Origin of the sequence: Pantoea sp. UYEF8 (genome assembly GCF_040546285.1) — a bacterium.
In the GTDB taxonomy this organism is placed as follows: domain Bacteria; phylum Pseudomonadota; class Gammaproteobacteria; order Enterobacterales; family Enterobacteriaceae; genus Pantoea; species Pantoea brenneri.
On record NZ_JBEPNM010000005.1, the window covers coordinates 16,200 to 28,916 of the forward strand.

General features: G+C 58.0%; 10 protein-coding genes and 1 pseudogene. 4 read left to right on the top strand and 7 right to left on the bottom strand.

Annotated features, from left to right (window positions below; genetic code table 11):
- Positions 1 to 3 precede the first annotated feature (3 nt).
- Positions 4 to 903 carry a LysR family transcriptional regulator gene (locus ABIB18_RS11520; protein WP_031377335.1) on the bottom strand — a complete coding sequence of 300 codons (900 nt, stop codon included), beginning with the start codon at positions 901 to 903 and terminating at the stop codon, positions 4 to 6.
- A 115-nt stretch (positions 904 to 1,018) separates the two neighbouring features.
- Here ABIB18_RS11520 and ABIB18_RS11525 point away from each other — a divergent pair.
- A pseudogene (locus ABIB18_RS11525) lies at positions 1,019 to 1,777 on the top strand (SDR family NAD(P)-dependent oxidoreductase).
- Positions 1,778 to 1,822: 45 nt separating this feature from the next.
- Here the strand turns inward: ABIB18_RS11525 and ABIB18_RS11530 are convergent.
- Positions 1,823 to 2,671, bottom strand: coding sequence for a PhzF family phenazine biosynthesis protein (locus tag ABIB18_RS11530; protein ID WP_031377337.1), 849 nt, complete (start codon positions 2,669 to 2,671; stop codon positions 1,823 to 1,825).
- A gap of 108 nt (positions 2,672 to 2,779) precedes the next feature.
- Between ABIB18_RS11530 and ABIB18_RS11535 the strand changes: the two genes are divergently transcribed.
- Complete coding sequence (locus ABIB18_RS11535) at positions 2,780 to 3,403, top strand: glutathione S-transferase family protein (RefSeq protein ID WP_031377338.1); 624 nt, start codon at positions 2,780 to 2,782, stop codon at positions 3,401 to 3,403.
- Here the strand turns inward: ABIB18_RS11535 and ABIB18_RS11540 are convergent.
- On the bottom strand, positions 3,370 to 4,857 hold the full coding sequence (locus tag ABIB18_RS11540; RefSeq protein WP_354474176.1) for an aminotransferase-like domain-containing protein: 1,488 nt from the start codon (positions 4,855 to 4,857) through the stop codon (positions 3,370 to 3,372). The genes ABIB18_RS11535 and ABIB18_RS11540 overlap by 34 nt on opposite strands.
- A 134-nt stretch (positions 4,858 to 4,991) precedes the next feature.
- Here ABIB18_RS11540 and ABIB18_RS11545 point away from each other — a divergent pair, with 134 nt between their 5' ends.
- The gene (locus ABIB18_RS11545) at positions 4,992 to 5,579 is read left to right on the top strand and encodes a LysE family translocator (RefSeq protein WP_031377050.1); all 588 of its coding nucleotides are present in this window, start codon (positions 4,992 to 4,994) and stop codon (positions 5,577 to 5,579) included.
- Here ABIB18_RS11545 and ABIB18_RS11550 read toward each other — a convergent pair.
- The 3 genes from ABIB18_RS11550 to ABIB18_RS11560 form a co-directional block, all read right to left on the bottom strand.
- Positions 5,576 to 7,960: a phosphoketolase family protein gene (locus tag ABIB18_RS11550; protein ID WP_089561891.1), complete on the bottom strand. Its 2,385-nt coding sequence runs from the start codon at positions 7,958 to 7,960 to the stop codon at positions 5,576 to 5,578. The two genes, ABIB18_RS11545 and ABIB18_RS11550, sit on opposite strands and share 4 nt — an antisense overlap.
- Before the next feature lie 124 nt (positions 7,961 to 8,084).
- Entirely contained in the window at positions 8,085 to 9,698 is a 1,614-nt protein-coding gene (gene mqo / locus ABIB18_RS11555) for a malate dehydrogenase (quinone) (RefSeq protein ID WP_069729072.1), read from the bottom strand.
- 508 nt (positions 9,699 to 10,206) lie between these two features.
- Positions 10,207 to 10,662 (bottom strand): carboxymuconolactone decarboxylase family protein, encoded by a 456-nt coding sequence (locus ABIB18_RS11560; RefSeq protein WP_354474177.1) that lies wholly within the window; start codon positions 10,660 to 10,662, stop codon positions 10,207 to 10,209.
- Between the two features lie 59 nt (positions 10,663 to 10,721).
- Between ABIB18_RS11560 and pdxR the strand changes: the two genes are divergently transcribed.
- Positions 10,722 to 12,161 carry a MocR-like pyridoxine biosynthesis transcription factor PdxR gene (gene pdxR / locus ABIB18_RS11565; RefSeq protein ID WP_031377048.1) on the top strand — a complete coding sequence of 480 codons (1,440 nt, stop codon included), beginning with the start codon at positions 10,722 to 10,724 and terminating at the stop codon, positions 12,159 to 12,161.
- Position 12,162: 1 nt separating this feature from the next.
- Here the strand turns inward: pdxR and ABIB18_RS11570 are convergent, their stop codons facing one another.
- Positions 12,163 to 12,405 carry a DUF1158 domain-containing protein gene (locus ABIB18_RS11570; RefSeq protein WP_031377047.1) on the bottom strand — a complete coding sequence of 81 codons (243 nt, stop codon included), beginning with the start codon at positions 12,403 to 12,405 and terminating at the stop codon, positions 12,163 to 12,165.
- Positions 12,406 to 12,717 lie beyond the last annotated feature (312 nt).

Consider the following 12,717-nt stretch of genomic DNA (forward strand, 5'->3'; position numbering starts at 1 on the left):
CGCTCAGGTGACGTACTCCTGTAGTACCTGACTCAGCCACTCCATAAATACCCGCACCCGTCGGGCGACATTGCGCCGATGCGGATAGAGCAGGTGGATCGGCATCGGCCTGGCGGGAAAATGGTGCAGTACTTCAACCAGTTCACCCTGCTCCAGCAGCTTCTGAATGCCGATCGCCGGCACCTGAATAATGCCTAAGCCGGCCAGACAGGCGGCGCGGTAGGTCTCGGTGCTGTTCACCGTCACTACGCCACCGGTGTGCACATAGTGGCACTGCCTGCCGTCAAAATATTCAAACCCTGGCGACGGCTGACCCAGTTGCTGGCTGTAATGCACCATGGCGTGCTGCGACAACTCTTCCAGCCGGATCGGTCTGCCGAAGCGCGAAAGGTAGCCAGGGCTGGCGCAATTGATCAAGGTGTAAGTCCCAATTTTTCGTGCAATTAAACCTGAATCTTTCAGCTCGCCGACCCGAATCACGCAGTCAAATCCTTCGCGGATCACATCGACCTGACGATCGCTGCTGCTCAGCTCAATCTCCACGCCCGGATAGTGCTGTAAGAACTCCGGCAGTCGCGGCAGGATAAAGCCGGTCGCCATCGCCACTGACATATCGACCCGCAGTTTGCCGCTGAGCGTGGCGGGATCGTGCTGAAACAGGCTGTCCATATCGTCAATCATCGACAGCAAATCAAGACAGCGATCGTAATAGACCAGCCCATCCTGCGTCAGCTGCACCCGGCGGGTGGTGCGATGCAACAGGCGGGTCGCCATCTGATTTTCCAGCGCCTGAATCTGCCGCGACACGCTGCCTTTGGGTAAACCTAAACTTTCTGCGGCGCGGGTAAAACTGCCCATTTCGGCAACCCGAACAAACACCTGCATTGCGTGAATTTTATCCATGTTGTGCACCGATTGTTGTTCTTATTGAAACAGTGATCTCTATTTCGATCTGTTTATAGATCAATTATTCAGGAATATCTTTAAACCGTGTTCAATTTTCCAACAGGTGTGCAACATGAATCATAAAATTGCGTTGATTACCGGAGCAAACCGCGGTTTAGGCCGCAATGGAGCGTTAAAACTGGCTGCCAGAGGCGTTGATATCATTCTGACCTATCGCAGTCACGCTGACGAGGCACAGGCGGTGGTGAAAGAAATTGAAGCGCTGGGTGCCCGCGCAGTGGCGCTGGCGCTGGATGTCGGTGAAAGCAGCCGCTTTGATGCGTTTGTTGAGCAGGTCCGCCAGCAGCTGCAGCAGTACTGGCAGCGCGAGCAGTTTGACTATTTAGTGAACAACGCCGGTCATGGCCATTACAAAGCCTTCACCGACACCACCGAGCAGTAGTTTGACGCGCTGGTTAACGTCCATTTTAAAGGACCTTACTTCCTGACGCAGAAGCTGCTGCCGCTGATTGAGGATGGCGGGCGCATCCTCAATATTTCCAGCGGCCTGACGCGGCTGGTGTATCCGGGTTCCAGCACCTACGCGGCGATGAAAGGAGCGATGGAGGTCCTGACGCGTTATCAGGCGAAAGAGCTGGGCGCGCGGCGGATCCGCGTCAATATCCTGGCACCTGGCGCGATTGAAACCGACTTCGGTGGCGGTCGGGTGCGTGATACCAAAGAGCTTAACCAACAGATCGCTGGCCTGACCGCGCTGGGTCGGGTGGGATTGCCGGATGACATCGGTGACGCCATCAGCGCCATTCTGAGTGACGAAACCGGCTGGATCACCGCCCAGCGTATCGAAGCGTCTGGCGGCCAGGGGATTTAATCGCCGGCGGCCTGGCGGACAGCAAATCCACCGGGCCGCGGCGTGTCAGAGTGAGATGGTTCCGTCAATCACCGTCACGGTATTGCCGCCAATCCAGATTTCATCCCCGGCAAAAGTGACCTGCACCCGACCCGCGCGTTGCAGTACGGTGCCCTGACGCACCCGGTAATCCGTGGTCTGGCCGGCCGCCGCGAAGTAGCGGGCCAGACAGGCATTGGCGCTGCCGGTGATCGGATCTTCGGTCAGGCTGCCATATTCAACCAGCAGGCCGCGCACTTCATACTGCTCACTTTCGCCCTGCGGCAAACGGCCAAAGGGCATCACACCCGTCACGCCTGCGTGTTTAATCAGCCGCTGCAGATCGCTGACGTTGGGCTGAAGCGCCAGCACCGCGTCGGCGCTGACCATCGGCACCAGCAGCCAGCGAATCCCCATATCCACCACCGTCGGGCTTTGGGTCAGATCGAACGCGTCGCTGTTTAACGCATTGCCCATCAGGGCGTCCTGCCATGGCGTAATGGTGGCCGCCGGCGCGGCAAACGCCAGCGCGCCGTCTGCGGCAATCTTGATCCGCACGTTACCGACGCCGCACTCCTGCACAATTTCGCCCGGCGTCCGGGTTGGCCAGCCTGCTTCCAGCAGTGCATGCGCGGTGCCGAGCGTCGGATGACCGGCAAACGGCAGTTCACCCTCGACGGTAAAAATGCGCACCCGATAATCGGCCTGGGCATCCTGTGGCGGCAGCACAAAGGTGGTTTCCGACAGGTTGGTCCAGCGGGCGATGGCCGCCAGCTGGCTGTCGCTTAACCCCTGCGCATCCATGATCACCGCCAGCGGATTACCGTTAAAGGCGGATGAGGTAAACACATCGACTTGCTTAAACGCGACCTTCATTGTCACTCCTTGCTTATTGTGGTCAGAATGGCCTTTTCTCTGCCGGATGATTGCTTATAGCAGGTAACAGGACTATGAATAATTTAAAGATTTCACTGGAGACTGTGAATGTTAACCATCCTCGGACGTACCTCTTCTATCAACGTGCGCAAAGTGTTGTGGCTCTGCGACGAGCTTGACCTCGATTACCTGCGGGAGGAGTGGGGCGATGGCTTCCAGTCAACCCACTCACCTGAATTTATGGCACTTAACCCGAATGCGATGGTGCCGGTGCTGAAAGATGACGATCTGGTCATCTGGGAATCCAACGCCATCCTGCGCTATCTGGCAAACGCCTATGGCGGCGAATGGCTCTACCCGATCCATCCGCAATCGCGGGCACCGATCGATCAGTGGATGGACTGGCAGTCTACCGAGCTCAACACCTCATGGCGCTACGCTTTTATGTCACTGGTGCGTCACTCGCCGGCCCATCAGGACCCACGCCTGCTGGCGGCAGCCTGCAAAGGCTGGTCGCATACCATGAGCATTCTCAACCAGCAGCTGGAAAAAACCGGCCGCTACGTCGCCGGACGTAACTTCACCCTGGCGGATATTCCGATTGGCCTGGCGGTGAACCGCTGGTTTGAAACGCCGCTCGACCATCCTGATTATCCGGCGGTGCGCCACTATTACGAGCGCCTGACCGAGCGCCACGGCTACACCGTCTGGGGCCGCAACGGCACGCCGTGATCCTCGCCAGCGGGCAGGCCGGCTAGCTCGCAGGCTATTTCACCGGCGCGGCGGATTGCCCAGCTGTAGCGATCGTCAAACGGATAGCAGCAGGAGAGACGCAGCGCGTGGTTGTAGCGTTCACTGAGCGAGTAAAGGGCACCAGGCGTGACGCAAATCTGCTCCTGCAACAGCCGGTCAAACATCTCGGTAGTATTGACGCCGCCCGGCAGTTCGACCCAGAAGACAAAGCCACCGCGCGGCAGCGTGGCGCGGGTGCCCTGCGGGAAGTGGCGGGCGATTAACCCGCGCGCCTGATCCAGATTGGCGGCATAGCGACGGCGCAGGGTGCGCAGATGGTGATCATAGCCACCGTTAGCCAGGAATTCCGCCAGCGTTTCTGACAGCAGCGCCGATTCCGCCATCGATGACACCGCTTTTAACCGGGCAATGGCGCTGTGGAAGCGTCCGGCGGCGACCCAGCCGATACGAAAATCGGGTGCCACGGTTTTGGTAAAGCTGGTGCAGTAGAGCACCCAGCCATCGCGATCAAAAGCTTTTACCGCCGGTGAAAGCGGCCAGTCGAACTGCAGTTCGTCATACAGTCCATCCTCAATCAGCGGAACGTGGTAAGTATTCACTAACTTCGCCAGCCGCTTCTTGTTTGCCAGCGACATGCAGTAGCCAAGCGGATTCTGGGCGCTCGGCATGGCGATTAACGCCTTAATACGCTGCTCCTGTAGCAACATCTCCAGCGCATCCAGCGACAGGCCATGCTGTGGATCGGTCGGGATTTCCAGCGCCTTCAGGCCCAGCGACGCCAGCAGCGGAAACAGAAAGAAGTAGGTCGGCGACTCCAGCCCGACGCAGTCACCGGGTTGCGTCACGGCACGCAGCGCCAGCTGCAACGCCTCCATGCAGCCGTGGGTCAGGGTGATCTCATCGGCGGTCAGCGTCTGTCCGGCGTGCAGCGCCCGCCGCGCGATCTCCTCCCGTAAGCGCTCACTACCGGGCGGAAGCGCATAGCGCCCAATCATATTGGGATGACGGCGCAGCAGCGCGGCGGTTATCCGGCCAATACGCGCCGCAGGAAACAGCTCACTATCCTGCGGGCAGGCCAGCGAAATATTGATGTAGTCGGGATGATTCTGGGCGGCAAACACCTTATCGATCAGGTCGAGTTTTTCACTGCTGGGATCGCGAACCCGGGCTTTATGCGGATCGTGCCGGGTCACCGCCGGCAGCACACCGCGCACGTAGTAGCCCGACTGTGGACGCGCCTCAATCAGGCCGCGATCTTCCAGCAGCTGCCAGGCATTCAGCACGGTATTGACGCTGACCTGATGCGATTGCGCCACGCGCCGGATGGCGGGCAGGCGTTTGCCGGGCTTCAGCGTGCCCTGATGGATAGCCTCAGCGAAGTTGTCAGCCAGCTGCTGATAGAGACGCTGATCGGGTAAAGGAGCAAGGGACACAATAGCCTCCGGACGCGATGGGTACAATTGCTGTTAATCGAAACTGTAACCATCACAATAGTGATTTTGTGTCACTGTTACCATTCCTTTTCACGCCGTAGCATGAAGCTCTGTTGATAATCAGGAGTGCCATCATGCTTGATCCCTCTTTTTTCAGTTACGTGACCGTTATGTCCATTACGCCTGGCCCGAATAACCTGCTGCTGGCGACTTCAGGCGTCAATTTCGGCATGCGCCGCACGCTGCCGATGGTGTTTGGCATTCTGGTGGGTTGCGCGCTGCAAACGGTGATCGCCGGGGTCGCGCTGGAGGTATTACTGCACTGGATGGCGGCGATTCGCCTGCCGCTGACGCTGGCAGGCTGTGCCTATCTGTTGTGGCTGTCGTGGAAGATTTTTCGGGCGGCGGCACCTGAAGCGCGCAGCAAACCGCAGCCAATGACGCTACTGGGCGGCGCCTGTTTCCAGGCGATCAATCCCAAAGCCTGGCTGATGGCGACCAATGTGGCGTTGTTGTACAGCGCCAGCAGCGGCGTGCTGACGGTGATGCTCGGCTTTATGCTGCTGAATCTGCCCTGCATTTTGATCTGGGCTGCGCTCGGCGATCGCCTGCGCAGCCATCTGCAAATTGCCTGGAAGCGTCAGCTCTTTAACAGCCTGATGGCGCTGTCGCTGGTGGCGACCACCGTCTGGATGCTGACGGACGCGTTGCAGGCCGTTTAATCCGGTGCGCCGGGTGCCGTTGCCGAAGGCCATTTCCAGTTCTGCACCTCCGGCACATCTTCACCGTGTTCACGCACATAGCGATGATGTTCAGCGATGCGCTCCTGCAGATCGTCCAGCAGTTCAGGATGCGCATCGGCCAGCCCCGGCACGCGCAGGATCGCCTCCTGCGCCAGATGATAACGGTCAAGCTCATTCAGCACCGTCATATCAAAAGGCGTGGTGGTGGTTCCCTCTTCAATAAAGCCGCGCACATGGAAGTTACGGTGGTTATTGCGCTGATACGTCAGCCGATGCACCAGCGTCGGGTAGCCGTGGAAGGCAAAAATCACCGGTTTATCCACGGTAAACAACGCATCAAACTCCGGGTCTGACTTGCCATGCGGATGTTGATCCTGGGTCTGCAGCGCCATTAAATCGACCACGTTGACTACCCGGATTCGCAGCTCGGGCAGATAGTCACGCAGCAGGTCGACCGCCGCCAGCGTCTCCATGGTTGGCACATCGCCGGCACAGGCCATCACCACATCCGGTTCAGCATCATCCGGCGTGGTACCGGCCCAGCGCCACTCTCCCATACCCGCTTCGCAATGGCGAATGGCGCTCGCCATATCCAGCCACTGTGGCGCGGGCTGCTTACCGGCCACAATCACGTTGATCCGATCCCAGGTACGCAGGCAGTGATCGCCAACCCATAACAGCGTATTGGCATCGGGCGGCAGGTAGATGCGTACGATATCGGCTTTTTTGTTGGCAACGTGATCGATAAAGCCTGGGTCCTGATGGCTGTAACCATTGTGATCCTGACGCCAGACGTGAGAAGAGAGCAGGTAGTTGAGCGATGAGACCGGTTTACGCCAGCCCAGTTTGCGCGTCACTTTGAGCCACTTGGCATGCTGGTTAAACATCGAATCGACGATATGAATAAAGGCTTCATAGCAGTTGAACAGGCCGTGACGGCCGGTCAGCAGATAGCCCTCCAGCCAGCCCTGACACTGGTGCTCGCTCAGGATCTCCATCACCCGGCCATCACGCGCCAGCTGCTCATCGTAAGGTTCTATTGCTTCCAGCCAGGTGCGGCTGGTGGCGTCAAACACCGGCGTCAGGCGGTTAGAGGCGGTTTCGTCCGGGCCAAACAGGCGAAAGTTATCGAGGTTACGCTCAAACAGGACCCGCAGATAGCGGCCGAGCTGCTCGGTGGCCTGCGCCATCTGCGAGCCCGGCTCGCCGGTATCGAAGGCAAATTCGGCAATGTCCGGTGTATCCAGCTCGCGACGCAGCAGGCCGCCGTTGGCATATGGAGAGGCGCCCATGCGCTTATCGCCCTGCGGAGCCAGCGCCTGCAGCTCCGGTTTCAGCCGTCCCTGCTCGTCAAACAGATCGTCAGGCTGATAGCTTCGCATCCAGGCTTCGAGAATCTGACGATGGCCTTCATCCTCACGGCAGGCCGCGACCGGCACCTGATGCGCCCGCCAGAAACCTTCCACTTTTTTGCCATCCACGGTTTTGGGGCCGGTCCAGCCTTTCGGGCTGCGCAGCACAATCATTGGCCAGCGCGGTACGCCGCTGCTGGCTTTGCCAGTGCGCGCCTGCTGCTGGAAGGCGGCAATTTTACTGAAAGCGTTATCCAGTGCTTCCGCCATCAGTGGGTGCATTTTTTCAGGCTGATCGCCGCTGACGAACAGCGGCTCATAGCCGTAACCGCTGAACAACTGGCGCAGGTCTTCATCACTGCTGCGGCCGAGGATGGTCGGATTGGCAATCTTGTAACCGTTGAGATGCAGAATCGGCAGCACCGCACCGTCCCGCGCAGGATTGAGGAATTTAATGCCGTGCCAGCTGGAGGCCAGCGGTCCGGTTTCCGCTTCGCCGTCGCCAATCACGCACGGCACAATCAGTTCCGGATGATCAAACGCTGCGCCAAACGCATGCGCCAGCGAGTAGCCCAGTTCGCCGCCTTCATTAATGGAGCCGGGCGTTTCCGGTGCCGCGTGGCTGGGAATACCCCCTGGAAAGGAGAACTGCTTAAACAGGCGTTGCATACCCGCTGCATCCTGACTGACATGCGGATAAATTTCGCTGTAGCTGCCTTCCAGCCAGGTATTGGCGACCATGCCGGGACCACCATGACCCGGTCCGCAGACATAGATCAGATTCAGATCGCGCTGGCGAATAATCCGGTTGAGGTGAGCATAAATAAAATTCAGACCGGGCGTAGTGCCCCAGTGACCCAGCAGGCGGGGTTTGATGTGCTCTGGTTTCAGCGGTTCGCGCAGCAGTGGATTGTCCATCAGGTAAATCTGCCCGACAGACAAATAGTTAGCCGCGCGCCAGTAGCGGTCAAGAAGCTCGAATTCCGGTGCAACGTTGGGTTGAGACATGCCGTTTCCTTCTGAAAGTTCAGCTAAAACATCTCTTAACCCTAATAGAGAATAGCGCAGTCAACCAGGCGAGCGGCAAACAAAAAGGCCCCACAGCGGGGGCCTTGAGAGAGCAGGGACTGAATTACTTACCGACAACAAAGGCGGTTTCGCGCCCTTCATCGTTGGCAGCCATCGGCGTTACCGGGGTGTAATCGAGCTGCAGAATACGGCTGGTTTCCGCCAGCACTTTCTCGGTCAGCGCCACGTCACCGTTCAGCTTGCGTCCCCATGACGGAATAACGGCGCGGATTTTATTCTGCCATTCTGGCGATGCCATCTGCTCAGGGTAGACCTTGTGCAGCAGCTCCAGCATGATCGGCGCAGCCGTTGAGGCTCCTGGCGAAGCACCCAGCAGCGCCGAAATCGAGCCATCCTGCGAGGCAACCACTTCGGTGCCAAGACGCAGTACCGCGCCCTCTTTCTCATCTTTTTTGATGATCTGCACGCGCTGACCGGCGGTGACTAAACGCCAGTCTTCCTGCTTCGCCTGTGGCACATAGGCGCGCAGGGCATCCATCCGATCGCGATCGCTTTGCAGCACCTGATCCATCAGATATTTCACCAGATCAAAGCTTTTCAGCCCCACTTTAACCATCGGCAGCATATTGCTGCTGTTCAGCGAGGTGAACATATCCAGCAATGAACCCTGCTTCAGGAACTTGGTGGAGAAGGTGGCAAACGGCCCGAACAGCAGCACCTGCTTGCCATCCAGCACGCGGGTATCGACATGCGGTACCGACATCGGCGGTGCGCCGACGCTGGCTTTGCCGTAGACCTTGGCCATGTGCTGCGCCACCACCTGCGGATTTTCAGTCACCAGGAATGAGCCGCCTACCGGGAAACCGGCATAGCCGTTGGCTTCCGGTACGCCGGCTTTCTGCAACAGCGGCAGCGCCGCGCCGCCAGCACCGATAAAGATATTTCTGGCGGTCAGCGTGCGGCGGGTGCCGCTCGCCAGACACTGCAGCGTAACCTGCCAGCGACCATCGCTCAGGCGCGTCAGTTCACGCACTTCCTGACGCAGACGCAGACGGAAATTGGCCTTCTTCTCTAAGGAGGCGATCAGCTGGCGCGTCACTTCACCGAAATTGACGTCGGTTCCCATTTCGGTCCAGGTGGCCGCCACTTTCTGACTGCGATCACGGCCTTTCATCACCAGCGGGATCCAGCCAGCAATCTGCTGCGGATCTTCGGAGTAGGCCATGCCACGGAACAGGGTGCTTTTCTGCAGCGCCTGGAAGCGTTTGCGCAGGAACTCGACATTGTCGTCGCCCCAGACAAAACTCATGTGCGGCGTGCTGTGGATAAAGCTTTTTGGATTGCGCAGGTTGCCCTTCTGCACCTGTGAGGCCCAGAACTGACGGGAAATCATGAACGATTCGTTGATCGTCACCGCTTTAGAGATGTCGATGCTGCCATCGGCACGCTGTGGCGTATAGTTCAGCTCGGCCAGCGCGGCATGGCCGGTGCCTGCATTGTTCCAGCCATTGGATGACTCTTCTGCTACGCTGTCCAGCCGCTCTACCATTTCGATAGACCAGTCCGGTTCCAGATCCTGCAGCCATGCGCCCAGGGTGGCGCTCATCACGCCCGCGCCAATCAGCAACACGTCAACGTCTTTGCGCTCCTGCGCGGTAGTGGTGTCCTTTGCCATGGCGCTCATCGCGAGCGCAAGGTTTACTGCTGAATTGCACATGAGGCGACATCTCCTCTTCTGTTGACCTGAAGCTCAACAGTTTTGCAGGCGAAATAGTCACGCTTCTTTCGAGCGCGTTGCGCTATTTCTCAAAGGTTAAGACTCAGGTATAGGTTAAAGCGGTGATAACGGGTTAACTGCACGTTATGCTTTGTCATGCGAATATAACATTCTCGCATCTGAATTAAACATTTGTTTATTTTTTAAATGCAGAAATGATTCAGCATAAGAATTAATCATGGCGGCAGAGGCAGTATAAGTGATTTTTTATTGATAACTCAGTAGCTTAAGAGAGTTGGTTGTTGCAGGAACGCGCCATCATGGTGCAGCGCCCGCTGAGTGGGTTACAGAGAGGAATTATTTAATTCACTGAATTTCAGGCAGTTATCGGTGAGTAAGGAATAGTCTAAAAGTGCATCAGCGCCGGTTTCAGGCGGTCAGTGTAAAAATAATGTTACATTTTTGTGAGGATGAAATGCGCGCGCCACGGCGCACGCATCGGACTGCCTCACTGACCTGACACAGACGCCGGTAGCTTTTTCAGACTGATTGCCATGCGGTTGTAGGTGTTCATCAGACCGATGGCGATATTCAAATCGACAATCTCTTTGTCGCTAAAGCAGGCCTGCAGTGCGGCATAATCCTCATCGGGTGCGCCCGCGCTGGCGATCAGCGTCAGGCACTCTGCCCAGCGCAGGGCCGCCTTCTCGCGATCGCTGAATAAATTCCCCGATTCATTCCACACCGCGGTCAGCACAATTTTATCCCAGCTCACATTGGCTTTATGCAATGCTTTGCTGTGCATGTCGATGCAGTAGGCGCAGCCGTTAATTTGCGAGATGCGCAGGAACACCAGTTCCAGCAGGGTTAACGGCAAATCGGTTTGTGTCAGGTAGTGGTAAACACCGCCGAGCGCTTTCATCCCGGCTGGGGCGACTTGATTAAAATCGATACGTTCACTCATTTTTTTGCCTCATTGATGTGGGTTGAGGCGATTGTCGGCTTTTCCATGGAGCAGCAAAAGTGCCAAAAAATGACGATTTAATGGGCCCATCGCTTTTCGCCACGCTGACGCTTAAACGCGGCCAGGCGCGGGGTCTGAGCGAGCAGCTGCGGCAGCAGATTGAACAGGCGATCATCGACCAGCGCTTGCCACCCGGCGCACGGCTTCCTTCCTGCCGTGATTTAGCGGCCCAGCTCGGCGTCGCTCGCGGTACGGTGCGCGCCAGCTATGACATGCTGGTGGATCGCCAGTTTCTGCATACCCGCGGCGCGGCCGGTACCTTTGTGAACCCGCTGCCGGTGCTGAGCGAAGCCGCTGGCGCCCAGGCTGTGGTGCCGCTGTCACTGCGTGAGGGCGGAGAGGATTACGACTCGCCGCCCCTGACGTTCCAGATGGGCATCCCCGCCAGCGATAGCTTTCCGGCCAAAGTCTGGCTGCGCATCCTGCAACGTCAGACGCGGGCACTGGTCGGGAAACCGGCCAGTTACCCCGATCCGCGCGGCACGCCGGCCCTGCGTCAGGCACTGGTAGCCTGGCTGGCGGTCGCGCGCGGGGTGCGCTGTCATGCCGATCAAATTTTTATCACCAATGGCTATGCCGGAGCGATGGGGCTGATTGGCCTGGCAATGGATTTTCAGGGGAAGCAGGCCTGGCTGGAAGATCCGGGTTTTATGGTCGCCCGGCAGGCGGTAGAAACCCTGCGGGTAAGGCCGGTTGCGGTGCCAGTCGATGCCGAAGGTCTGCAGGTTGAGGAAGGTCTGGCGCGGGCACCGGATGCGGCGTTTGCGCTGGTCACGCCGGGCCAGCAGGCCCCGCTCGGCGTCACCCTGTCGCCGGCACGCCGCCATGCGTTGCTTAACTGGGCCAGCCATCAACAGCGCTGGATCATTGAGGATGATTATCTGGGCGAACTGCAGCCTGGTCACCGGGCTGCACCGGCGCTGGCGGCGCTCGACAGCGAGGGACGGGTGCTGCATATCGGTACGTTCAGCAAATCGCTGACGCCGCGATTGCGGCTTGGCTTTATTGTGGTCCCGCCCGCCCTGGTCTCGCGTTTTGCGGAAGTTTGTGCGCTGTTAGCACCGGCCTCGTCGGGATTGCTTCATGATGCGGTGGCCGTTTTCCTGCGGGAAGGGCACTTCATGCGGCATCTGCGGCGCATGAAGCGGGTCTACCACGAACGACTGGAGCAGATGATGGCCGCTCTGCAACCCCATTTCCCCGAGGTGCAACGTGCCGGGCTGGCGGTGATTGTCAGGTTGCCGGCCGGTACGCCGGATCAGCTGATTGCGCAGCAAGCATTGGCCTATGGCATGGCCCCGTCACCGCTGTCGATCTGGTATCAGCGCGACGAACAACGCTGTGCCGGACTGCTGCTCGGTGCGGCTCAGTTACCGCGTGATGGCTATGCGCGCAGTGCAGCACGCCTGAAAGCGCTGGTCGATGCGCAGACTGCCTGACTCAGCTCCTGAACCAGCGGCGCCAGACGAAGCGAATCACAAAAAACTCCACCGTGCCCAGCAGTAAAAACCAGATGCAGAACACCACGGTGTAGAGCTGGTTAAGATCCTGCAAATGCAGCATCTGCTGCAGATGCTGTGCCACCGACAGGCTAAAAGCTGGCGCAGGCAGCAGCAGGGCAGAGAGAAACCCCAACAGCAAAATGCCGCCAGGCACGATTAAAGATTCAAAAGGGTTATTCATAACTGGCATCCCGTAATAATAAGCCGGGCATTTTCCGGCAATCAGCGCTGGGGTTCAATCAGGGAATGCAGACGCAGTGGCCAGACAAGCCGATTATCGTTGCGGAAAACTGTCAGAAAATGCTTTACCACCATCGACTTAGCGCGAAACATAGCGAATGATAAAAGTTATAGCCTTTGCTATACTTAAATCCATGATTTTACTGTCTTTTTATCTTTGCGGTTGCGTGGTAGACTGCGCGCACTTTTTCATTACTGAACACTTTGTGTGGTGAATACAGCGTGAATTGCCGCTTTTTCGCCCCAGGTGAAT

Excerpts from the sequence above, each read along its gene's own strand:
- ABIB18_RS11520 (WP_031377335.1), bottom strand. The coding sequence starts at position 903 with ATGGATAAAATTCACGCAATGCAGGTGTTTGTTCGGGTTGCCGAAATG.
- ABIB18_RS11530 (WP_031377337.1), bottom strand. The coding sequence starts at position 2,671 with ATGAAGGTCGCGTTTAAGCAAGTCGATGTGTTTACCTCATCCGCCTTT.
- ABIB18_RS11535 (WP_031377338.1), top strand. The coding sequence starts at position 2,780 with ATGTTAACCATCCTCGGACGTACCTCTTCTATCAACGTGCGCAAAGTG.
- ABIB18_RS11545 (WP_031377050.1), top strand. The coding sequence starts at position 4,992 with ATGCTTGATCCCTCTTTTTTCAGTTACGTGACCGTTATGTCCATTACG.
- ABIB18_RS11550 (WP_089561891.1), bottom strand. The coding sequence starts at position 7,960 with ATGTCTCAACCCAACGTTGCACCGGAATTCGAGCTTCTTGACCGCTAC.
- mqo (WP_069729072.1), bottom strand. The coding sequence starts at position 9,698 with ATGTGCAATTCAGCAGTAAACCTTGCGCTCGCGATGAGCGCCATGGCA.
- ABIB18_RS11560 (WP_354474177.1), bottom strand. The coding sequence starts at position 10,662 with ATGAGTGAACGTATCGATTTTAATCAAGTCGCCCCAGCCGGGATGAAA.
- ABIB18_RS11570 (WP_031377047.1), bottom strand. The coding sequence starts at position 12,405 with ATGAATAACCCTTTTGAATCTTTAATCGTGCCTGGCGGCATTTTGCTG.